The organism is Schaedlerella sp. (assembly GCF_056796775.1).
In genome coordinates this window covers 1-23289 of the sequence record NZ_JBQIKP010000046.1, presented here as the reverse complement: position 1 = coordinate 23289, position 23289 = coordinate 1, and the positions used below count along the sequence as shown (strand labels likewise).

The following is a 23289-nucleotide window of genomic DNA, read 5'->3' as shown; positions in this document are numbered from 1 at the left end:
CTCTCCTTAAATTTATCGGTTATCCGGCCTGAACCGATTACTTCAATGAAGCGAACGGGCGCTTTTTTGCTGCCGGCGGTATTTTACAGCCAATTTTTTGATCCAGCCGCCACTGGGGCGCTGCCCCGTCATCTCCCCAGTATTCGTCCAGCGAAAGAATTTTACCGTTTTCTGTCTTCATAAATGATACCGCATGAAAGGACAGGCTCCTGTCGCAGGTATATACATGTACGACCGCCACAGATACATCCCCCATGGTTTCTACACGTTCAATCTCCCCGTCCCATTCTCCCGGATACTCACAGTTTGCCCTTATGTATTCCTCCACCGTAAACTGTTCATCCGTACAATGCCAGTTAATGTATGCATCCCTGCAGAAATACGCTCTCATCCGATCTGCGTCTTGCTTTAGTACCGCGTCCCAGAAGCCTTGTATGTCCATGGGCCCTACCTCCTAAAAGTCATAAAAAGCTGCTGGTAAAAGCAGCTTTCATCAATCATCATGTTTCAGAAAAGCAGGAAAGTCCCCTGCCGTTTTTCTTTAATCTCCTGACCTCAGAAACTTGAGTAATTGCTCAAGATTCTCAGCAATATTCTCATCTTCCAACTGGTCAACCCGGTCTCTCGCCTGCTCCAATCTGGCCTCTTTTTCTATTGCCATTAATTTGGCAAGTATCACGTCGCTTCTATCCTGCGGCTTTCCGCTTTGATCCGCCGGTTTTCCTGCCTGCGCCTTTCCGGCCTTAGATACAGCCTTTCCTGACTGTGTTTTCCTGCTTTTTGCGGCAGTCTTGCTTGTCTGTGCCTTTCCGATTTTGGCCGCCGGCTTCCCTGCCTGCGCCTTTGCACCCTGTTTTACGGTCTTTGTGTCTTTTTTCTTAAACAAAGGAATCCCTCCGCTCCAAATTTTTACTCATATCGTGAGCATTGCATCTTAAAAAACAAACAATCTACTTCTTTGCATTTTCCTCCAATTCCAACATATATTTATCAAAATCAGACATGAACAATCGGTCCTGAACAACACGATACTTCTCAAACTCAGTCTCTGCTTTTGCCTTGGCAATCTCTGCAGTGATTTTTCCAGCATCCTGCAAGACTTCTCTGTCGTCTGCCATCAGGAATAAATCCAGTCGCTTTGACCAGTCTTCCATTGTCATCGGAATATGACGCTCTGCGCGATCCTCTGCCAAATCCAGATAGGCAGATACGATACGCTCTAATGAACGCATTTCTTGTTCTGAAAGATAATTCTTCGCAATGCTGACATCGCTTTTTACTATTTTGCCTTCCGGCGCTGCCGCCCATGTAGTAAGTGCCATATGTGGCTTTTCTGCATCAGCGCGCTCATAAATCAGCTCTGCTGCTGTATGTCCATGCACTGCATAGTGCATCTTGTTCTGCACTTTTGCAAAGAACTGTTTTGTTGTTTTTGCAGTGCGGTCATAATCAAGTGCAGTGGCATAGATGTCTGTTATCTTCTGATAAAATCTACGCTCGGACAAACGGATCTCGCGAATCTGTTCAAGCAAATGGTCGAAGTATTCTGACATAAGCACTGAACCACCATTTTTTAAACGCTCAACGTCCATGGCCCAGCCTTTAATTGTGTAATCTGTCACGATACCGTTAGCCCATTTACGAAACTGTACAGCTCGTTCATTATTCACTTTGAAGCCGACTGAGATAATCATTTGGAGATTATAATGTTTCGTATCACGAGTCACCTGACGGGAACCTTCGGTTTGAACAATCCGGAATTTCCGGATTGTTGAATTTTCTTCAAGTTCAGAATCTGAGTAAATCTTTTTGATATGCTCGCTGACTGTCCGAACATCAATATCATACAGCGTAGCCATCATCTTCTGTGTCAGCCATATATTCTCGTCCTCATAGCGCATCTCAATGCTGTCCTGCTGGTCGCCGACAGTCGCAACATAGGTCAAGTATTCTGCTGTGCTGGACCGAATGGTTATTTCATCTTTTTTCTTTTTCAAATAGGAAACCTCACTTGCAATTAAAATGGTCTGCTGCAATTCCATCTAACTGTCCTGCAATATCTTTGAATGGCAAATTCAAATCCAGTGTTTTAACAGCTATCTGATTGCTGTGGTTTACTCACCCAATGTACATCGCATCCCCAAACGAAAAGAACCTGTACCGTTCCTCCACAGCCTCCTCATAAGCCTTCATCACCTGCTCCCGCCCCGCCAGCGCGGAAACCAGCATGATCAGCGTGGATTCCGGCAGATGGAAGTTGGTGATCAGGCCGTCCAGTACTTTAAAGCGATACCCCGGATAGATAAAGATCTCCGTCCAGCCGCTTCCTGCCTGAATCCGACCGTTCTCATCCGCAGCGGATTCCACCGTCCGGCAGCTCGTCGTCCCAACGCAGATGACCCGCCCGTTTCCGGACTTTGCACGGTTGATCTTCTCCGCCGCTTCCTCCTGGATCTGATAAAATTCGGAATGCATATGATGATCCGTGATCTCCTCCGCCTTCACCGGCCGGAAGGTTCCAAGCCCAACGTGAAGTGTGACCCTTGCGATATCCACCCCTTTTTTTTCAATCTCCTGCAGCAGCTCCGGCGTAAAATGAAGCCCTGCCGTGGGCGCGGCAGCGGAGCCCTCATGAACGGCATAAACCGTATTGTACCGCTCCCGCTCCTGGAGCTGGTGGGTAATATAAGGGGGCAGGGGCATCTGTCCCAGACGGTCTAAGATTTCTTCAAAAATCCCCTCATAGGAAAACTGCACCAGACGGTTGCCCTCTTCCACAACCTCCAGCACCTCCCCCACAAGCAGCCCGTCCCCGAAGCTGATCTTTGCTCCGGGCCTGGCCTTTTTCCCCGGCTTGACAAGGGTCTCCCATATGTTATTTTCTTTTCGCTTCAGCAGTAAAACCTCAACCTTCGCTTCCGTTCCCACCTTGGAGCCGATCAGCCTTGCCGGAATCACCTTGGTATCATTGATTACCAGGCAGTCGCCCTCCTGCAGATAGTCCAAAATCTCCCTGAACACATGATGGGAAACAGCCCCGGACTGCTTGTCAAGCACAAGCAGCCTGGAGCTGGAACGATCCGCCAGAGGGTCCTGAGCGATCAGTTCCTCCGGCAGTTCATAATAAAAATCCTGTTTTTTCATAATTCGTCAGAATCCCCTTTTTCTTCTTCCGCCTGCCTTCCGGCCCCTCCGGCGCCAAATGCCTCTTGCTGCCTTTCGTTTGGCAGAATATGCGGCACAGCCTCTGCGGGATGAGCATTCTGTTCGGCAGGCTCTACCATATGGTACGGTCCGCTTTGAGGTTCCGCCGGATATACAGGCGGCGTCTCCACCGGGCGCGCCTGTGCATAGGGATACACAGGATATATCTTCACTCTCTTTCCGTATACCACCCGGGTATCGCAGAGCATATCATGGAAGCCCCGTTTTTCCCTGTCCACTCCGATGATCAGATACCCGATACAGACAAAAATACTGCTTAAGAATCTTCCCACCGTCTCCCGGTACACCACCGTCAGCAGATCCAGCTCCCCGTTTTCCTCTACGGAGATCACCCGCAGGTTCATGACGCGCTTGCCCGGCGTCGTCCCCGTATACCTGGTACAAAGGATAAAATACAGCACCTGTCCCAGATACAGCACGATGTCCTTCAGCGTATAGTGGAACAGGATATTTCCTCCCAGCGCCGTTCCATACAGTGCCGAGAGCACCCCTGACATGACCAGCCTGACCACCAGCAGCAGCAAAAAAGCAATCCCGCTGTCGATCAAATACGCCGCAAAGCGCACCCAGAAGCCTGCATATGTCACGCCTGCATCCGCTCTGCAGCTATCGTAATTGTTCTGCATAATACATCGGCACCCCGCTTTCCATAGATGATGCGGTTTCCTTTAGTATCTGGGCTTCCGACTTCGGAACGAGCTCCCGGAGTTCCGAGAAAAACGATGCGAAAATATTTTCCTCGCTGACCGGCTGATAATAATCCCATACGCCCAGTTCATCACTCATCTCGTTCTGCATATACTCATAGGAGCCGATCTCGTCAATGAGCCCGTTTTCCAGGGCCTGCGCCGCCGTATAGGTCCTCCCGTCGGCCAGAGCGCGCACTTTCTCGTCCGGCATATTCCGGCCGTCTGCGACGATTCCCACAAATTTTCCGTAGTATTCATCAACCTGGCCCTGGAATACCTCGATCTGTTCATCTGTCAGCTTCGAACTGTCCTTAAAATCTCCGCTGGCAATGCTGACATAGCGGATGCCCAGCTTTTCATACAGGCCCGTCATGTCCAGTCCTGACATGATGACTCCGATGGAGCCCGTTGTGGTATTCGTATTCGCGTAGATCTGATCCGATGCCATGGAGATCATGTAGCCGCCGGAAGCCGCGTAATGGGACATATAGGTCCATACCGGATTGCCGGACATTTCCTTATACTCCCTCAGCTTATCGTACAGCTCCTCCGATTCATATACCGTACCGCCCGGCGAATCCACGTACAGAAGAATCCCCTTATTGTTCGGGTCATACATCAGATTGTCAATATAATTCATGGTATCGGTATGCTGATACCCTTCCGCAATCTCAAAGATACTGGTCGCCGTCTGCTCCTGGATTGTACCTACCACTTCCACCACCGCAATATAGTCGTAATTGGGGGTATCATATCCATAGTCCGAAGTCAGCATTTCAACCATACTCGCCTGCAGCAGATTCTGGGACACCGTATTGGTCAATACGCTGGTCACTCCCACCACAATAAACAATACCGCCGCGACGATCAGGCCGCCTATCTGTTTTTTCTTCATCTCTGCCTCCTTGTTGTTATGGATGAGCCCGGCAAAGCCTGCTCATCCATCCGCAAAAACCGTACAGGCGCACCCTGCCTCTTTATTTCCTCAGCTCGATCCCCATGCCTTCCAGCGCTTTGAGGATTCGATCCATGGCCTCTGTCACCTCCGCGTCTGAGAGCGTCTTGTCCTTTGCGCGGAATACGGTGGAATATGCCACCGACTTGAAGCCTTCTCGGATCTGCGCCCCTTCGTACAGGTCGAACAGTGCATAGCTTTCCAGATACTGTCCTCCCTTTGCGGAGATCACCTCTTCGATCTGCCCCGCCAGGATGTGCTTCGGCACGACCATACTGATGTCCCGGGTCACTGCCGGATATTTTGCGATTCCATCATATTTCCTGTCAAATGTAGCATACTCCATAATTTCCGGCATGTCAATGACCGCCACATAGGCACGCTCGCCGATTCCATAAATATCTGCCACCTCCGGATGGAGTTCTCCAAGATATCCCACAACCTTTCCGTCATACAGGATGTTTGCCTGGCGCCCCGGGTGAAGGTACGGTTTTCCTGCATTTGGATCGTAGGTCTCCCTGTCCTTCATGCCGATCTTCTCGAAAAATTCCTCGACCACGCCCTTCATGCTGAAGAAATCCCCTTTTCCATACATTCCCAGTGTAAACTGCATCCGTTCCTCAGGCAGGCCGGTCAGCGGAAGGCTCTTCGGAAGGTAAATATTTCCAAGCTCATAGAGGCGCACGTCCTTATTTCTTCTATTATAATTGGTCGCCAGGGAGGTCAGCATCCCATTCAGGGAAGTGGTGCGCATGATACTGTAATCCTCTCCCAATGGGTTCATGATCTCCACCGTCCGGCGCAGCGGCGAATCCTTCGGCAAAAGCAGTTTGTCAAATACCTTGGGGCTCTCGAAGGAATAGCACATCCCCTGGCTGAATCCGCAGAACTCCGCGATATCCCTAGCCGCCTGCTCGATCCGCAGCTTGAAGGACAGCTTTCCGGTCGTCGCTTCCCCGTTTGGCAGCGTGGTCGGAATATTATCATATCCGTAAAATCTCGCCACTTCCTCCGCAATATCCGCAAGCCGGAACAGATCCTGACGGAAGGTCGGAGCGATCACTTCCTTCGTCTCCGGGTCATATCCCAGGTCAATTTTTTTGAAATATCCCAGCATCTCTTCCTCGGAAATATCGGTTCCCAGCATGGCATTGATCTTGTCCGGGTCAAAAGGAACACGAACCGGATGCTTCTCTTTTCCATACACATCCACGATTCCGCCCACCACTTCTCCGGCGCCTAACTCTTCCACAAGCTGACATGCCCGGTCGATGGCCGCTTTCGCGTTGTTCGGATCCAGGCCCTTTTCAAACTTGCCCGACGCGTCTGTCCGAAGCCCCACGCGCTTGCTGGACTTTCGGATATTGACGCCATCGAAGCATGCTGCCTCGAAAAGCATGGTCTTTACGTCGTCCGTAATCATGGAATTTTCACCGCCCATGATTCCGGCGATGCCGATGGCTTTCTCGCCGTCACAGATCATCAGCACGTCCTTATCCACCTTCCGCTCCTGCCCGTCCAGCGTGGTAAATGTCTCCCCGTCCTGTGCGGTCTTGACCACGATCTGATGCCCGGCAATGGTCTCCAGGTCATAGGCATGCATGGGCTGTCCGTATTCCTCCATCACATAGTTGGTGATGTCCACCAGGTTATTGATGGGGCGGATTCCCACGGAAGCCAGCCGTCTCTGCATCCACTTCGGGGACGGCCCGATCTTGATATTCTTGACGACCCTTGCACAGTAACGCGGGCACAGGTCCGTATTTTCCACAGAAACCTTCACATAGTCGTTGACGTCCTCGTCATTTCCTGTCTCTGTCACCACCGGAGGCACAAATGTTTTGTCAAATGTAGCCGCAGCTTCTCTTGCGATCCCGACCACACTGAAGCAGTCCACCCGGTTGGACGTCACCTCATATTCCACGACTACATCGTCCAGTCCCAGTGCCTTGACCGCGTTCTCACCAACCTGAGCATCCTCCGGGAAAATGTAGATGCCTTCCTCCGGCGCTTCCGGATACATGTCCCGGGTGGAGCCCAGCTCTTCAATGGAGCACATCATACCGTTGCTTTCCACGCCCCGGAGCTTCCCTTTCTTAATCTTGATCCCGCCGGGTGTTTTGGAGCCGTCATGCCCCCCTGCCACGCGTCCGCCGTCCAGAACGACCGGAACCTTCGCCCCCTCGAATACATTGGGCGCGCCGGTCACGATCTGGGTAGTCCCGGTTCCGATATTCACCTGGCAGACCACCAGCTTATCCGCATCCGGGTGTTTCTCGATCTTTTCAATCCGGCCGATCACGATTTTATCCAGATCTGCATCCAGTTTCTCATAACCTTCCACCTTGGTACCGGACAGCGTCATCGCGTCCGCATATTCCTGCGCGGTCACATCCAGGTCCGGCACATATGCTTTTATCCATGATAATGAAGTATTCAAAATCTATTCCTCACTTTCTATGATCCTTTCGTTTTCCATCCCCGCATTCTGTCAAAAAAGTCTCTGTCATGATAGAAATACGAGGGACAATTCGTTACTGTTATACATTACTGCGTCACTCGATCCTGCCTGATTCCTGTTTGATCCTCAGAACTGCTTTAAGAAACGGATATCATTTTCATACAGCAGTCTCATATCGTCGATCTCATATTTCAGGAGTGCGATCCGTTCCAGTCCTACGCCGAACGCGAAACCGCCGTATTCTTCCGGGTCGATCCCGCACATTTCCAGCACATGGGGATGTACCATACCGCAGCCCAGGATCTCGATCCAGCCTGAGCCCTTGCAGAAACGGCAGCCCTTCCCGCCGCATTTGAAGCAGCTCACATCCACCTCCGCGCTGGGCTCGGTGAAGGGGAAATGATGGGGACGGAATTTGGTCTTTGTCTCCGGCCCGAACAATTCCTTTGCAAATACCTCCAGCGTTCCTTTCAGATCCGCAAAGGAAATATGCTTGTCAATGACCAGTCCCTCGATCTGATGGAAGGACGGGGAGTGGGTGGCATCCACCTCGTCGGAACGGAATACCCTGCCCGGCGCGATCATACGGATCGGCAGCTTTCCCTGCTCCATGACACGGGCCTGCACCGGGGAGGTCTGGGTACGCAGCACAATATCCTTATTAATATAGAAAGTATCCTGCTCGTCCTTTGCCGGATGATCCGCAGGAATATTCAGTTTTTCAAAATTATACAGGTCGTATTCCACCTCCGGCCCTTCCACAACCTCATATCCCATTCCCACGAAGATACGCTCCACCTCTTCCAGGGCGATGGTGTTGGGATGCCTGTGGCCGACGCTGTTCTTCTTAGACGGCAGCGTCACGTCGATGACCTCGGCTTTGAGCTTCTCCTCACGGATCACCTTCTCCATTTTCTGCTTTGTCTCTTCCATGATCGCTTCGATGGCGGCCCTCGTCTCGTTCACAAGCTGGCCCACCTTCGGGCGTTCCTCGGGCGCAACATCCTTCATCCCTTTGAGTACGGCGGTCAGCTCCCCCTTCTTCCCAAGGAACCGCACGCGTACGTCATTGAGCCTTTCCGGCACATCCGATGCCTGGATCTGCGCGATGGCTTCTTTTTTGATCTGTTCCAATCTGTCTTTCATTCTGGTTTCTCCTTTCTTAGATGCAGACAATATTCCATTCCACTGAATGTCTGCTGCTCTCTGAAAAGCAGCTTCTAACTTACGGCAATACCAAATTTCCAGAACAAAGAGTTTCGCTTGCGAAACTCGCGCCTGCGGCGGTCGCATTCCGACATCTACCTCATACGCCGCAGTGCGCGTCCCCCGGAGGGTTTTTGTTCTATAGGAAAATTCGGAGAAGTTTTCTATAGAACAAAAAAAGACCTCATCCCCTCCAAAAAAGGGACGAAGTCATAATCCGCGGTACCACCCTGATTCCCATGGACACTCCACGGGCACTCTGCTACTGTGTAACGTACAGCCTACGGCATTCCCTACTTTCCAAAGCCAAAGGCTTCGCTGCCTCTGCCCCGTCTCAACGGCGGACGCTTTCATACAGCGGTTCAGGAATACAGCTCGCGTGGGAAATTCGATCATCATCTGAACTAAAGAGAACTTTCAGCCGGTGATTCTCTCTCTCTGATAGAAAATGAGTCTCTACTCTGCACGGTCATTGCCTTTGCTGTTCATTTATCTTTACATATCAATACATTCCAGATACTTTTCTATTTTAACATAGGATGATTGAATGTCAATACCCATTTTAAATCAACTTATTCTGTCTGGCAGTTCCTCCCTATATTCCCCGTAATTCCGGAAAAATACAGCCAGCCCGTTCAATGTCCTGGCCAGCAGCGGAAGCTCCTCTTCACTCAGATTCTTCATAGCCGCATTGATCATCTCCCTGTGGAAATTCTCATGATGATAATACGCCTTCCTTCCCTTCTCCGTCAGGCTGATGTACACGATCCGACGATCCTGTTCGGAACGGCTGCGCACCACATACCCCTTCTTTACCAGACTGTTCATGGAAGTGGTCAGCGATCCTGCCGTGATCCCCTGCCTCCTGGCAACCGCAGACATCGTACTGTCATTCCCCAGGCCGATCGCTTCTATGATATGCATATCATTATTGCTGATATCCCGAAATTCATCCGTTATGACTGCTTTCTCTTCCAGCTCCAGAATCTCATTAAATAAATTCACCAGAACATCATTAATCATTTCAAATGCATCCACAGCGTTCCGCTCCTTTCCAGATTTTACTGCTGCCCTTGGGTATCCTTTCAGGAATCCGGAAACAGCGACTCCACCACTTCTCTCACCGTCTCGATCCGTTCCGCCCGATACGTCTTGGCTCCGCAGAATAACAGCCCTTCTTCTATTCTTCCCTCCGCCGCCGCGGTTAATGTATCCGTAATACAATATGGTATTTCCGCCGGACTGCATTTTGCCAGGCATCCGTGACAGGGCGTATGGGAAATCCTTTCACCTAGCATCACACGTTTCATAAAAGGATTCAAAATAGCTCTTCCAGGCATTCCCACCGGACTTTTTACAATGACGATGTCCTCTTTGGATGCCTGGATATAGGCCTCCTTATAGCGGAAATCCGCATCGCACTCCTCCGTAGTTACAAACCGGCTTGCAACCTGCACGCCGTCCACGCCGGATTTCATGGCGCGCTCCACATCTTCCCGGTCATAGATTCCGCCTGCCGCCACAACCGGAATCTTCTTTCCGAATTTCTTCTCATATCCCCGGACCACATCCAGGATGCGCCGGATTTCTTCCGTATAATCTGATTTCGCGTAAAAATCCAGCGCCTCTCGGTCAAATCCCAGATGCCCCCCGGCTTCCGGTCCCTCAATCACAACCAGGTCCGCTGTCTGCTGATGTTTCCTGTCCCAATACTTCAAAATGACCTTGGCCGACTTTTCTGTAGAGACGATAGGAGCGATCTTCGTTTTGCTCCCCTGGGTCAGCATGGGAAGCTCCGCAGGAAGGCCTGCTCCGGAAATGATCAGATCCGCCCCTGCGGCCACCGCAGCCTGTACATGGGCCTCATAGTCCCGAAGGGCCACCATAATGTTATAACCGATGATCCCGTTCGGCGAGATTGTCCTCGCCCGTGCCATCTCTTTTCTAATAGCACGAAGATTGGCCGCACCGGGATCTCGGTCAAAATCTTCCTCCCGGAATCCGATCTGGGCCGTGGAAATGATCCCCACACCGCCCTGGGCCGCAACCGTTCCCGCCAACCGCCCCAGGCTGATCCCGACTCCCATGCCACCCTGGATCAGTGGAACCCTGACTTTCTTCTCTCCGATTCTCCACATGGCGTCTCCTTTCCTTCCCCAAAGCTTTACATCTTACGGAATCTTCCATACCGCTTCGCGGTCAGTTCCCCCGTTTCCATCCCGCAATATCTTTCCAAAAAGCCCGCAATCCCCGGCTTTATCGTCTCGCACACTGAATCCATGCTGCCTTCCGTATAATCCGCAGGCTCCGGAATGATCTGCTCAATGATCCCCATATTTTTCAGGTCCGACGCAGTCAGTTTCATGACCTCTGCCGCCTCATCCGCACGTTTGCTGTCCTTCCACAGAATACTTGCGAAGCCTTCCGGCGAAAGGATGGAATAAATGGAATTTTCCAGCATCCAGACCTCATCCGCCACAGCCATGGCAAGCGCCCCGCCGCTGCCGCCCTCTCCGATAATAATGGAAAGGATCGGGGTTTTCAGAGCCGAGAGCTCAAACAGGTTCTTGGCAATCGCTTCCCCCTGTCCCCGTTCCTCCGCTTCCAGACCGCAGAATGCCCCGGGCGTATCCACAAAGCAAATCACCGGACGGTAAAATTTCTCTGCCTGCTTCATAAGGCGCAGTGACTTACGGTATCCGTCCGGGGAAGGCATTCCGAAATTGCGCTCCACATTTTCTTTGGTAGACTTCCCCTTGGCCTGCGCGATCACGGTCACAGGGATCCCCTGAAAATATGCCAGCCCTCCGACAACCGCCGGATCATCCTTATAATACCGATCGCCGTGCAGTTCCATAAAGTCCGTGAACAGATGGGAGATGTAGTCAATTCCCACAGGTCGGCCTTTCTTTCGGGAAATCTGCACACTCTCCCATGCAGGACATGCCTGCTTTTCCAGAACCTGCATTTGCGGATTTCCCTCTGCGTGATCTTCCCGGTTTTCCAGATTCTGCGGCCCTCTGCTATGTCCCGCGATAACAGCCTTGTTCTCACTGCCCGCTGCCGTTTCATTCTTATGATGCATTCTCAGGATCTGCGCAAGCACCGCTTTCTGCTCTTCCCGGCCCACGATCCGGTCAATGAAGCCATGCTCTAAAAGAAACTCCGACCGCTGAAATCCCTTCGGAAGCTTCTCCCCGATGGTCTGCTCGATCACCCTCGGTCCCGCAAACCCGATGAGAGCATTGGGCTCCGCGAGGATGATATCCCCCAGCATGGCAAAGCTGGCGGTCACGCCTCCTGTGGTTGGATCCGTCAGCACGGAAATATAGAGCTGTCCCGCGTCGCTGTGCCGTTTCAAGGCAGCAGAGGTCTTTGCCATCTGCATCAGGGAAATGATCCCCTCCTGCATCCTGGCGCCGCCGGAGCAGGCAAACAGAATTACCGGAAGCTTTTCCTTCGTGGCGCGCTCTACAGCCCGGGTGATCTTTTCCCCCACGGCTTCTCCCATGCTTGCCATCAGAAATCGTCCGTCGCAGACACCGATCACCGCAGGCTCACCGCCAATCTCGGCCCTGCCTGTCACAACAGCTTCTCTCAGACCTGTCTTTTCCTGCAGCGCCGCCACCTTTTCTTCATATCCCCGGAACTGCAGCGGGTTGCAGGTCACAAGCTCTTCATCCCACTCCTCAAAGGTATCCGGGTCCGCGATCATCTCAATCCTTCGGCGGGCATGCACTCGAAAATACCCCTGGCATTTCGGGCAGATATAGTTTCCCTCCCGTACCTCCTCCGCAATGATCGCCGCCCCGCATTTATTACATTTTCGGAGAAGCCCCTCCGGAACCTCCGGACGGGACTCACCGAACGCATTCCGGTTCCGTCTGTTTGTTTTCTTAAACATATTTTGAAGCTTCATCCGTCATTTTCCTCACAATCCACCTGCCTGCCGTTTGCAGCCCCTTGTCACATATCAGCTGTTCCTCTGAAATCCGGATCTGTCACAGCAGTCTCTTACCTGCGGCCCATTTTTTCTATAAATTCAATATCAATATCCCCTGACACAAAATCCGGATGGTGCAGGATCTCATACTGATAATCCACATTGGTATCAATCCCTTCAATGATCACCTCGCCCAATGCGCTGCGCATTTTTCGAATCGCTTCCTTCCGGTTCTTAGCATGAACAATCAGCTTGGCAAGCATGGAGTCATAATAAGGCGGCACCGTATATCCGGAATAGATCGCGGCATCAATCCGCACGCCTTTTCCGCCGGGAAGATACATATCCGTGATGGTTCCCGGAGACGGACGGAAGTTCTTCTCTGGATCCTCCGCGTTGATCCGGCATTCTATGGCATGGCCGGTGATCCGCACATCCTGTTGGGTGTAGCTTAACCGCCTGCCGTCCGCAATCCGGATCTGCTCCTTCACCAGGTCAATCCCGGTGACCCACTCCGTCACCGGATGCTCCACCTGGATTCGAGTATTCATTTCCATAAAATAAAACTGATTGTTTTTCTCCAGTAAAAACTCTACCGTTCCGGCGTTGGTATAGCCTGCCGCCTTTGCCGCCCTCACCGCGGCTTCCCCCATCCGCGCGCGAAGTTCCTCAGACAGAGCCGCGGAAGGCGCTTCCTCGATCATCTTCTGGTGGTTTCTCTGGACTGAGCAGTCCCGCTCGCCCAGATGAATCGTATTTCCATATTGATCCGCCAGAATCTGAAATTCAATGTGACGGGGATGCTGTACATAATGCTCCAGGTACATGGTTCCGTCCCCGAATGCCATCTGCGCCTCTTTCTGGGCGGTTTTGAAGCTGGCCTCAAATTCCTCCGGAGTCTCAGCCACACGCATTCCCTTGCCGCCGCCTCCAAGGGCTGCCTTCACGATCACCGGATAACCGATCTCCCGCGCGAGCTCCGCCCCCGCTTTCGCGTCCGTAAGCGGCTCCGTACTGCCCGGCACCACCGGCACGCCTGCGGCGATCATGGTATTTCGGGCTTCCTGCTTATTTCCCAGCTTCCGGATGGTCTCAGACCTGGGCCCGATAAATGTAATATTACATTGTTCGCACAATTCGGCAAACCGGCTGTTTTCCGAAAGGAACCCAAAACCCGGATGAATTGCGTCCGCCCCGGAAACAATGGTAGCGCTGATGATCTGCTCCATGCTCAGATAGCTTGCTGCTGATGGAGCGGGACCGATACAGATGGCTTCATCCGCAAGCTGGGTATGCAGCGCCTCCCGGTCCGCTTCCGAAAACACCGCCACCGTTTCAATCCCCATTTCCCGGCACGCGCGGATGATCCGCACTGCGATCTCTCCCCGGTTGGCAATCAATACTTTTCCTGTCATAGTCTCTCCTTACCCTACCATAAATGTAAGCTCCGCGCTGGCAACCACCTTGCCGTCCACCGTCGCCACCGCGTCTCCAACACCGTATGGGCCTCTTTGTTTGATGATCTTCGTCTCCAGTCTCAGCTTATCCCCGGGACGTACCATCCCCTTGAACCGACATTTCTGAATGCCTCCGAAAAACGCGATCTTGCCTTTATGCTCCGGCATGCTCAAGATTGCCACCGCACCCACCTGAGCCAGCGCTTCCACGATCAGCACGCCCGGCATAACCGGCTCTCCCGGAAAATGCCCCGCGAAAAAATCCTCCCGGTATGTGACACATTTATAACCGACGGCGTACTGCCCCGGCTCGTAATCTTCAATTTGATCCACCAGCAGAAACGGATGCCTGTGCGGGATGATCTCCATGATCTGCTTTGTATCCAGACTGTTCATATTCTTCCTCTTCCCTTCTCTTGCTCCTGCATCTTCCTTAGGGACCGATGCATTCCTACCTGATCACGAACAGCGGCTGCCCGTATTCCACAGCCATACCGTTCTCCGCCAGGATCTTCACGACCTCTCCGCTGAACTCACTTTCAATCTCGTTCATCAGCTTCATGGCCTCCACGATTGCCAGCACCTGTCCTTTTTCCACCCAGTCCCCTACCTTTACATAAGGCGCGGAGTCCTCTGCGGGAGCCGCATAAAATGTTCCTACCAGGGGAGAGGTTACGGTCTGCCCCGCTTCCTCCTCAGCCGAACTCCCCGCCGGAGCCGCCTCTTTTACTTCTGTTTCAGCAGCAGGGACTGCAGGCTCCTTTTCTGTTCTCACAGCAGGTTCCGGTCTGCCGGAAGGAACCGCTGTCAGATCCACGGTTCCTTCTGCCGCTTTTTTCATGGAAATCTTGACTCCGCCCTCTTCATACTTGAATTCCGTCAGAGACGAGACGGATACAGCGTCTACCAATTGCAATACCTGTTCAAACTTCATGATTTGTCACCTCATATTCTATCCATGCCTTTGCCTACAGAGCTGCTCCGCAGGCAGATCGGCTTCTACATTTCGCTGTATTTTTTCAAGACCAGCGTGGCATTATGGCCGCCGAATCCGAGGGAATTGGTCATACAGATGTTTACTTCCTTCTCCACCGGCGCTCCGACCGCGTAATTCAGGTCGCATTCCTCGCCTGCCTCTGACGTTCCCACGGTCTGGTGGATGAAACCATCCTGCATGGTCTTCACGCAGACTACAAACTCCACGCCCCCGGCCGCGCCCAGCAGATGCCCGATCATGGATTTGGTAGAGTTGACGACTGTCTGGTGCGCTGCCTCTCCCATAGCGTACTTGATGGCCCGGGTCTCATACAGGTCATTGTAAAAGGTACTGGTCCCGTGGGCATTGATGTAGTCCACCTCCTCAGGAGACACCCCGGCCTCCTGCATCGCCAGCTTCATCGCCGTGCCCGCGCCTTCGCCGTCCTCCGCAGGGGAAGTGATGTGATAAGCATCCCCTGTGCAGCCGTATCCCGCCAGCTCCGCATAGATATGCGCGCCGCGGCGTTTCGCGTGCTCCAGCTCTTCGAGCACCACGATCCCGGCGCCCTCGCCCAGGACGAATCCATTTCTATCCTTATCAAATGGAATCGACGCGCGGAGCGGATCCTCGGTTTTCGACAGCGCCGTCAGACCGGTAAAGCCTGCTACCCCGGTGGGGCAGATACAGCTTTCCGTACCGCCTGCCAGCATGATATCCGCGTCGCCGTACTGGATGGCCCTAAGCGCGTCTCCGATGCAGTTGGTCCCGGTCGCGCATGCCGTCACTACATTCGTACATTTTCCCTTCAGCCCAAGCTGGATCGACACATTTCCTGCCGCCATGTTGGAGATCATCATGGGCACCATCAGCGGATTCACCCGGGAAGGGCCTTTTTCCACGATCCGGGTGTAGTTATCCTCCACCGTTTTCAGGCTGCCGATCCCGGAACCGATGATCACTCCGGCGCGGTACGGATCCTCCTGTGCCAGGTCGATCCCCGCATCCGCAAAGGCTTCCTTAGCCGCAGCAACCGCATACTGTGAAAAAAGCTCCATCCGCTTTGCGGATTTAAAATCCAGCCGTTCTTTTGCCGCAAAGCCCTTGACCTCTGCCGCGATCCTTACTTCATATCCGGACGCGTCGAATTTTGTGATCGGGCCGATCCCGACCCTGCCCTCTCTGATGCCGTTCCAGAATTCTTCTACCGTATTCCCGATGGGAGTCACCGCTCCCAGTCCGGTTACTGCTACTCTTCTTTTCATTGCCTTCTCCTTTATCATTACAGAACTTTTTCCAACTGACTCATTCAGCCACTTATCCATTCGCCAAAACCATGCTAACGCACTCTCGCGTCTGCTGGCGCAGCAGCTTTTTGCTCATTAATAAGTGAGTTGCTGATTCGACAGGTCATTTCCATTGCAATAAACTGCATGAAAATGACCTGTCGAACCGCAACCGCACAGCCGGGAAAATTTCCACCTGTACGGTTGGATGCTCTTTGAGCATCCAACCCACCTCATTCATTCGTAAAATCCGTGCTTCGCACTTTTGTGCCTGCTAATGCAGTCACATTTTACTCATTCATGAGGTAGGCTGCTAATCCGAAGTCGCATTTTCATTGCAATAAATTGCATAAAAATGTGATTTCGGATTGCAACCGTACAGGTGGAAAAATTTTACATCGCCATACCGCCGTCTACATGGAGCACCTGCCCGGTCATATATCTGGCGCTCTCAGATGCCAGAAAGAGAGCTGCCTCCGCGATATCCTCCGGCTCTCCGAATCTGCCCAGAGGAATCTGCGCCACCGCGCCTTCCTTTACTTTTTCGGAAAGGCCTTCCGTCATTTCCGTGTTGACAAATCCCGGCGCGATCGCATTGACCGTGATTCCCCGGCTGGCAAGCTCCCTGGCCGCAGATTTGGTCAGTCCGATGATCCCGGCCTTGGATGCGGAATAATTGGCCTGCCCTGCATTTCCCAGCACGCCGGAAACCGAAGAAATATTGATGATCCTACCGCTTTTCTGCTTCAACATCTGCCTGGACGCAAACCGGATACAATGAAAGGTCCCTTTCAGGTTCGTATTCAATACCGCGTCATAATCCTCTTCGCTCATCCGCATCAGCAATCCGTCCCGGGTAATCCCCGCGTTGTTCACCAAAATATCCAGCCGTCCGGTCTGCTCTGTCACCGCTTTCAAAAATTCCTCACAGGCCCCGAAGTCCGCCACATTGCACTGATACAAATATGCGGTTCCTCCCTGTTCCTCGATCTCTGCTTTGACTGCCTCTGCCCGTTCCTTAGAGCCCTGGTAATTGATCACCACCGAAGCGCCTTCCGACGCGAGCTTAAGGGCAATCGCCCTGCCGATCCCACGGGACGCCCCGGTGACTACGGCCGTCTGACCTGCCAGGCGCCCGTTTTCATTTTTGTTTTTATTCTGCATAAATCCTGCACCATCCTGTCTCTGTCTCACAGTTTTTCCTGATCCTCCCAGGCCGCGATATTGATGACCTTCGCATCCCGGCTGATCTTTTTTAAGAATCCTGCCAGCGTCCTGCCCGGCCCGATCTCGATAAAGGTCGTCACGCCGTCCGCGATCATCCGCTCCATGCTCTGCTGCCAGCGCACGGAGGATGCCACCTGCTCCTTCAAGAGCTTCCTTGTGTCACCAATCTCCTTCACATATTCCGCCGTCACATTGGTCACGTAGGGAATCCGAAGAGGCGACAGCTCGATCTCCTGAAGAACCTGTTCCAGCTTCTCCCCGGCTTCCTTCATCATCGGCGAATGGAACGGACCACTGACCTTCAATGGCAGCACCCGTTTTGCCCCCGCTTCCAGAAGGACCTCCGATGCTTTTTCCACACCCTGCGCAAAGCCTGTGATGACGATCTGCCCCGGACAGTTATAGTTGGCGATATAAACGCCTTCCAGTCCGGCGATCGCAGCCTCGATCTGTTCCCCGGTCAGCCCAAGTACCGCCGACATGGCGCCTTGTCCATCCGGAACCGCGTTCTGCATGAAGATGCCCCGCTTCCTCACGGTGGTAACGGCATCCTCGATCCGCATCCCGCCGGCCGCCGCAATGGCGCAGTATTCTCCCAGGCTCAAGCCTGCCGTCACATCCGGCGCCGGAAGGACATCTCTTAGCGCCTCAGCCATTGCCAGACAGGTGGTCACAAGAGCTGCCTGAGTATATTCTGTCTGGTCCAGCCGTTCATTTTCCTCAAAACACAAGGCCGCCATATCCAATCCCAGCAGCCGGGATGCTTCATCATAAATCTGTCTCGCAGCTGTACTCTTCTCATAAAAGTCCTTTCCCATGCCGCACTTTTGCGCCCCCTGGCCCGGAAAGATCCACGCCGTTTTTCCTGTACTTCCACTCATTCTTAAATTCCTCCTGAATCTGTAACCAATCTGCTTTGCATATGGATCGGATGCCCTGTTATTTTCCAAGCAGCGCTTCCGTCTCCCGCATCAGCTTTTGGATCAGCTCCTCGCAGCTCAGCTCTTCCTTCACCAGCCCGGCGATCTGCCCGGACATGACGCTTCCGCTCACCACGTCCCCTTCTACCACCGCCTTGCGGAGGCCGCCCAGGGTCAGCTTTTCCAGTTCCTCAAAGGAAGCGCCCTCCTGCTCTCTGCGGAGGTATTCCCTGGTCATCTGATTTCGAATCGCGCGTACCGGATGTCCTGTGGAACGCCCGGTCACGCGGGTATCAATATCCTTTGCCTTGATGATGCATTTCTTATAATTTTCATGAACCTGGGATTCTTTGGTCACTACAAAGCAGGTTCCCATCTGCACGCCCTGGGCCCCCAGCATAAACGCAGCCGCAATCCCTCTGCCGTCGGCAATTCCTCCTGCCGCCACGACCGGGATCTCCACCGCGTCCGCCACCTGGGGAACCAGTGCCATGGTCGTACTCTCTCCGATGTGGCCGCCGGCTTCCATGCCTTCCGCCACCACCGCGTCCGCGCCGCAGCGCTCCATCCGCCGTGCCAGAGCTACGGAAGCCACAACCGGGATCACCTTGACTCCGGCTTCTTTCCACATGCTCATATACTTTTCCGGGGATCCCGCGCCGGTCGTCACGACCTGCACGCCTTCCTCTACAATGATATTCGCTACCTCATCCGCATAGGGGCTCATCAGCATAATATTCACGCCGAAGGGCTTCCCGGTCAGCGCTTTTGCTTTGCGCACCTGCTCCCGCACCCACTCACCGGGGGCGCTTGCCGCCCCAATCAACCCCAGTCCGCCTGCCTCAGACACACCGGCGGCCAGATGATGCTCCGCAACCCATGCCATACCGCCCTGGATGATCGGATATTCTGTTCCTAAAAGTTCTGTCAGTCTTGTCTTCATCGCTAAAACCTCTTTTTCCTTATTCCTGCACCGAACAGCGATTTCTGTCTGCGTCTGTCCCGCACTGAACAGTTACGATTTCCGCTTATCTCTCTCAGTATTTATTTATGCTCTTCAATATAAGCCTTTACATCGCCGATGGTCTTAATCTGTTCCAGATCTTCTGTCGGAATCTTCACCTCAAACTTATCCTCCAGCTCCATGACCATCTCAAACAGATCCAGTGAATCCGCGTTCAGATCGTCTGAAAAAGAAGTTTCCTCCGTCAGGTCCTCTACGTTTGTTCCCAGTGTCTCAGCTACTAATTCCTTGATTTCTTCCAACATGATTTTTCTTTCCTTTCCTGATTCCATTTCTGATTTTTATTTTCATAGTTCATTTATCTTCATGAAAGCATTGGCCTATAGTGCCATGCCGGCATGACTCTGGTATGGGCTGTCCTTTTCTTTCGGATTGTCCTGATCCCAATCTCCTGTGCAGCAGACAGCTACCACTTCAATATAGCTGCCCCCCAGGACAATCCTGCCCCAAATCCGGCCAGTACAATGGTCTGTCCCGATTTCAGCCTTCCGTCCCGGTTCATTTCATCCAGCAGGATCGGAATGCTTGCCGAGGATGTATTGCCGTACTCCTCCAGGTTCATAGGAAATTTTTCTATCTCTGCATCCAGACGCTTTGCCACGGATTCCACGATCCGCCTGTTTGCCTGATGCAGTACAAAATAGTCGATTTCCTCCGGCCCCATTCCACTGCTATCCAGCAGCTCCCGGATGACCTCCGGGACCCTTTTTACCGCAAAGCGGAAGACCTCCCGTCCATCCATGCGGATAAACTCTTCCGGATGGATGGATGCCTGGTCAACATGTGATTGTATAGGGAGGACTTCCGCCATATTCCCCTGCGGATCCTGGCCTGCCAGGGAAGCGGCCGGCTTCTGTCCCGCATTTTTTTCCTCAGCCCAGCCCTTCCGGTGGCGGCTCATCAGGGTCAGCGCAGGTCCTGCCGCCCCGTCTGAATGCATTACCGGAGAAGGAAGCTCTCCCGGCTCCGCTCTCAGCACGGCAGCCCCGGCGCCGTCTCCGAACAGGATACAGGTCCCCCGATCCTTCCAGTTCACCATATTGGACAGGCTTTCGGAACCGATCAGCAGGGCTGTCCTGCATAAGCCTGCCGCGATATACGCCTGTGCCGTATTATACGCAAACAAAAATCCAGTGCAGGCCGCGTTCAGGTCGAAGCAGGCCGCGTGGACCGCTCCCAGCTCCTTCTGCACTTCACAGGCCGCGCAGGGAAGCAGCACTTCCGAGGTAAATGTACACACGATCAACAGATCAATCTCTTCGGGCTGTACATTTCCATTCTCCAATGCCCGCCTTGCGGCCTCCGCCGCCATGGATACCGTTGTCTCTTCCTCAATGATATGCCTCCTTGCCACTCCCGTCCGCTCCCGGATCCAGGCATCGCTGGTGTCTACCATCTGAGATAAAGCATCATTGTCCAGAATATGACCCGGCACGCAGGAGCCGGTTCCGCATATCTTTCCTCTCATCTGTCTTCTCCATTTTTCAAATATCTTTTAGTTCAAATTATTTTATTTTAAAATGTTTTGATCATCAAAGTATATACGCATATATGACACTTGTCAATACCCAAAATGAAAAAAGCCTCGAACGAGACTCTAACGCAATCATAAATACTCCTTGAACGCCCATAATATTTGTGATATTGTATCCTTGAAAATAAAATTATTATTTAATGGGAGGAACCAGGAAATGAAAAAGAGGATCTCACTGATGATCGCAATGGCGGTCTGTTTTTCCATGCTGCTTGGCGGATGTGGAAAAAAACTGACTACGGAAAACGCGCCGGATTATGTAAAATCCGCATTAGACGCATGCTACAAGGCCGAGTTTGATACCTATATGGAATTTACAAAAAGTACGCGGGAAGAAGCGGAAGAACTGTATCAGACGGGATTGGATACCAATATGGAGGCCAGCGGAATCGTGGCATCCTCCGTCGGCTCTGATCTGCAGGACCAATACCGCCAATTATTTGCGGATATCCTGAGTATCAGCAAATATGAAGTAGGGGAAGCCAAAGAAGACGGCGACGGATTCACCGTAGAAGTAACTGTAGAGCCTTTCCTCATGTTCAACGATCTGGAGCAGGAACTGCCCCCGTTTCTGGAAACAGAAAACGCTCAGACAATGACCGACGAAGAGCTGGAGCAATTGGTATACCAGAAGATGTACGAGCTGATGTCCTCCAAGCTGGAGGCTCCGGAATACGGTGAGCCGCAAACCGTGACGGTACACATCCAGCCGGACAGCGACGGAATCCAGACGATTGATGAGGACGATCTGGCCGCGCTGGATGCCGCAATGTACTCCGCGGTTCTATAGGGAAGCGCTCAGAACCCGGTTGGATTCTCCAAAGAGCTTAGCAACTGCCATTTGAATTCTCCGATTCTTATGGCAGTTTTCTTTTTTTCATATTGTATCTTATCATCAGGCGAACGCCGCGGTTCCTTTACATACCGTAAGTCTCAGCCCACGGGACCGCCCTGCTCTTCATACGTTTCCAACAGCGCATTGATCTCCCCACCCAGCAGGATCACATACATACACATGTAGAACCACAGCAGGATCAATATGATCGTCGTCAAACTTCCATACATCGTGGAAAATCCCGTAAATACATCCAGATAGATGGAAAATACGAACGAGATCATCTGCCATCCGCAGGCCGTAAACACCGCTCCCGGAAGCTGCTTCTTCATGGTCGTCTTGATCCCATCCTTCCGGTTCGGCAGATACTTATATACCAGATCCCAGAATACCGTCAGCACCCCCAGGATCAAAAGCGTCCGAATCCGGATGATAAAATCCGTCACATGCCGCAGCAGCGGCACATGCTCATTGATGAGCAGACTGATACTGTTCCCAAACACAGAAAGCAGCAGGGAAAGCACGATCGCCAGTATAAAGATCACCGTGTAAGCAGAGGCCCGGATCCTTAGAAAAATATAATTCCGAGTCTCTGGATTTTCGTAAACGCAGTTCAGACCGGAGGTCATGGAGAGCACGCCCTTCCCCGCGGACCACAGCGCCACCAATATAGTAAACGGAATGATCGAGCCGGACTGGTTATAGACCTGCGTCACAAGCATGGCGATCAGTCCCTCCACCGAAGAAGGAAATACCTGCAGCACCGCATGCATGACATCCTCCTGCGTAACCGGTGTAAACTGTACCAGTGTCAGCAGCAGGATAATGATCGGGATCAGAGATAATACAAAAAAGTATGCCGCCTGCGCCGCGTAAGCTCCGGTATGGTGGGAACGGAACTGCTTCATCACATTCAGCGCTCTCCCGATGATCCCTTTTTGATTCTCCTTCATAAAACACCTCTGATCTGCTTATTCTTGTTCGAAAGCGGGTATACTATAACTGCTCAACACAGGATAGTGAAGGTCCTGAACAGGTACGGTATACTTAAAAAGAGGCAGCTGTATCGCAGCCGCCTTTTTTCCTTGTATAATCCAGCAAAACGCGTCAACGACGCGTTTTGTCGGATTGTCGTATATCCCCAAAATGCCGTTCCCTGTATTTTGACTCCTAGCCACTGGCTAGGTGGGCAACCGCATCTGCTTTTTTGTCTTCCACTGCTGAACGGAGGCCTGACATATTACAGAAATATAAGAATCCCGTTTAAAGTTTTGTAGGTTCAAAATTACAGGGGTATCGAACATTCCAGGTAGTACTTTTCTTATCTGAGAGTATTATAACCTATTTGCAGAAAAAATACAACTACTATCCTCAGAAATTCTTACAGGAATCCTGAGGATCCATGGTTAAAAAATCAATTTTTTCCAAAAATCCAGTTTGCGGACGCGAACCCGGGAGTTCGACACTTCCCATTACCCAAAAACTTCTTAAAGCCTTATTTTAGGCTTATTTTTTTGTCAAATTTTCCCTATTTTTATGTTGTATGTGCTG

22 protein-coding genes, 1 other RNA gene and 1 other annotated feature are annotated in these 23289 nt (G+C 52.2%); of the genes, 1 reads left to right on the top strand and 22 read right to left on the bottom strand.

Going from position 1 to position 23289, the window contains the following annotated elements; translation table 11 throughout:
* Nucleotides 1-37 precede the first annotated feature (37 nt).
* From ACTOY7_RS17165 to ACTOY7_RS17070, 20 genes are all read right to left on the bottom strand, one after another.
* Entirely contained in the window at nt 38-442 is a 405-nt protein-coding gene (locus tag ACTOY7_RS17165) for a nuclear transport factor 2 family protein (RefSeq protein ID WP_004077730.1), read from the bottom strand.
* Between the two features lie 99 nt (nt 443-541).
* Nucleotides 542-886: a hypothetical protein gene (locus ACTOY7_RS17160; RefSeq protein WP_004077732.1), complete on the bottom strand. Its 345-nt coding sequence runs from the start codon at nt 884-886 to the stop codon at nt 542-544.
* Nucleotides 887-950: 64 nt separating this feature from the next.
* Nucleotides 951-1997, bottom strand: coding sequence for a virulence RhuM family protein (locus ACTOY7_RS17155; protein WP_044990527.1), 1047 nt, complete (start codon nt 1995-1997; stop codon nt 951-953).
* A gap of 121 nt (nt 1998-2118) precedes the next feature.
* Nucleotides 2119-3144: a tRNA preQ1(34) S-adenosylmethionine ribosyltransferase-isomerase QueA gene (gene queA / locus ACTOY7_RS17150; RefSeq protein ID WP_482671324.1), complete on the bottom strand. Its 1026-nt coding sequence runs from the start codon at nt 3142-3144 to the stop codon at nt 2119-2121.
* Nucleotides 3141-3851: an RDD family protein gene (locus tag ACTOY7_RS17145; RefSeq protein WP_160281995.1), complete on the bottom strand. Its 711-nt coding sequence runs from the start codon at nt 3849-3851 to the stop codon at nt 3141-3143. The genes queA and ACTOY7_RS17145 overlap by 4 nt, the downstream gene beginning before the upstream one ends.
* On the bottom strand, nt 3832-4809 hold the full coding sequence (sppA, locus tag ACTOY7_RS17140; protein WP_160281996.1) for a signal peptide peptidase SppA: 978 nt from the start codon (nt 4807-4809) through the stop codon (nt 3832-3834). Before sppA ends, ACTOY7_RS17145 begins: the two co-directional genes overlap by 20 nt.
* Nucleotides 4810-4891: 82 nt before the next feature.
* Entirely contained in the window at nt 4892-7309 is a 2418-nt protein-coding gene (pheT, locus tag ACTOY7_RS17135) for a phenylalanine--tRNA ligase subunit beta (RefSeq protein ID WP_482671323.1), read from the bottom strand.
* A 147-nt stretch (nt 7310-7456) separates the two neighbouring features.
* Nucleotides 7457-8476 carry a phenylalanine--tRNA ligase subunit alpha gene (gene pheS, locus ACTOY7_RS17130; RefSeq protein ID WP_004077744.1) on the bottom strand — a complete coding sequence of 340 codons (1020 nt, stop codon included), beginning with the start codon at nt 8474-8476 and terminating at the stop codon, nt 7457-7459.
* Nucleotides 8477-8733: 257 nt separating this feature from the next.
* Nucleotides 8734-9018, bottom strand: a binding site (T-box leader).
* Nucleotides 9019-9103: 85 nt separating this feature from the next.
* Nucleotides 9104-9574, bottom strand: coding sequence for a MarR family winged helix-turn-helix transcriptional regulator (locus ACTOY7_RS17125; protein WP_300884191.1), 471 nt, complete (start codon nt 9572-9574; stop codon nt 9104-9106).
* Nucleotides 9575-9621: 47 nt separating this feature from the next.
* Nucleotides 9622-10674, bottom strand: coding sequence for an NAD(P)H-dependent flavin oxidoreductase (locus ACTOY7_RS17120; protein ID WP_482671322.1), 1053 nt, complete (start codon nt 10672-10674; stop codon nt 9622-9624).
* A 26-nt stretch (nt 10675-10700) separates the two neighbouring features.
* Nucleotides 10701-12455, bottom strand: coding sequence for an acetyl-CoA carboxylase carboxyltransferase subunit alpha (locus ACTOY7_RS17115; RefSeq protein WP_482671321.1), 1755 nt, complete (start codon nt 12453-12455; stop codon nt 10701-10703).
* Nucleotides 12456-12550: 95 nt separating this feature from the next.
* The gene (locus ACTOY7_RS17110) at nt 12551-13894 is read right to left on the bottom strand and encodes an acetyl-CoA carboxylase biotin carboxylase subunit (RefSeq protein ID WP_482671320.1); all 1344 of its coding nucleotides are present in this window, start codon (nt 13892-13894) and stop codon (nt 12551-12553) included.
* Between the two features lie 9 nt (nt 13895-13903).
* Nucleotides 13904-14332, bottom strand: coding sequence for a 3-hydroxyacyl-ACP dehydratase FabZ (fabZ, locus tag ACTOY7_RS17105; RefSeq protein ID WP_160282002.1), 429 nt, complete (start codon nt 14330-14332; stop codon nt 13904-13906).
* 55 nt (nt 14333-14387) lie between these two features.
* Nucleotides 14388-14870: an acetyl-CoA carboxylase biotin carboxyl carrier protein gene (accB, locus tag ACTOY7_RS17100; RefSeq protein ID WP_394682721.1), complete on the bottom strand. Its 483-nt coding sequence runs from the start codon at nt 14868-14870 to the stop codon at nt 14388-14390.
* 65 nt (nt 14871-14935) lie between these two features.
* The gene (gene fabF / locus ACTOY7_RS17095; protein ID WP_160282004.1) at nt 14936-16177 is read right to left on the bottom strand and encodes a beta-ketoacyl-ACP synthase II; all 1242 of its coding nucleotides are present in this window, start codon (nt 16175-16177) and stop codon (nt 14936-14938) included.
* Nucleotides 16178-16591: 414 nt separating this feature from the next.
* On the bottom strand, nt 16592-17362 hold the full coding sequence (gene fabG / locus ACTOY7_RS17090; protein WP_160282005.1) for a 3-oxoacyl-[acyl-carrier-protein] reductase: 771 nt from the start codon (nt 17360-17362) through the stop codon (nt 16592-16594).
* Nucleotides 17363-17388: 26 nt separating this feature from the next.
* On the bottom strand, nt 17389-18306 hold the full coding sequence (fabD, locus tag ACTOY7_RS17085) for an ACP S-malonyltransferase (RefSeq protein ID WP_160282006.1): 918 nt from the start codon (nt 18304-18306) through the stop codon (nt 17389-17391).
* Between the two features lie 58 nt (nt 18307-18364).
* Nucleotides 18365-19288, bottom strand: a complete 924-nt coding sequence (fabK, locus tag ACTOY7_RS17080) for an enoyl-[acyl-carrier-protein] reductase FabK (protein WP_482671319.1) — start codon at nt 19286-19288, stop codon at nt 18365-18367.
* Nucleotides 19289-19389: 101 nt separating this feature from the next.
* On the bottom strand, nt 19390-19614 hold the full coding sequence (gene acpP / locus ACTOY7_RS17075; RefSeq protein ID WP_160282008.1) for an acyl carrier protein: 225 nt from the start codon (nt 19612-19614) through the stop codon (nt 19390-19392).
* A 161-nt stretch (nt 19615-19775) separates the two neighbouring features.
* Nucleotides 19776-20837: a beta-ketoacyl-ACP synthase III gene (locus tag ACTOY7_RS17070; protein ID WP_160282009.1), complete on the bottom strand. Its 1062-nt coding sequence runs from the start codon at nt 20835-20837 to the stop codon at nt 19776-19778.
* 223 nt (nt 20838-21060) lie between these two features.
* On the opposite strand from ACTOY7_RS17070, the gene ACTOY7_RS17065 reads away from it, so the two are divergent.
* Nucleotides 21061-21693, top strand: a complete 633-nt coding sequence (locus ACTOY7_RS17065; RefSeq protein WP_160282010.1) for a hypothetical protein — start codon at nt 21061-21063, stop codon at nt 21691-21693.
* Between the two features lie 143 nt (nt 21694-21836).
* On the opposite strand, the gene ACTOY7_RS17060 is transcribed toward ACTOY7_RS17065, so the two are convergent.
* Together ACTOY7_RS17060 and ssrS are read right to left on the bottom strand one after the other, a co-directional pair.
* Nucleotides 21837-22691, bottom strand: a complete 855-nt coding sequence (locus ACTOY7_RS17060) for a YihY/virulence factor BrkB family protein (protein ID WP_160282011.1) — start codon at nt 22689-22691, stop codon at nt 21837-21839.
* A gap of 181 nt (nt 22692-22872) precedes the next feature.
* Nucleotides 22873-23053: non-coding RNA, 6S RNA (gene ssrS / locus ACTOY7_RS17055), on the bottom strand.
* Between the last annotated feature and the right edge of the window lie 236 nt (nt 23054-23289).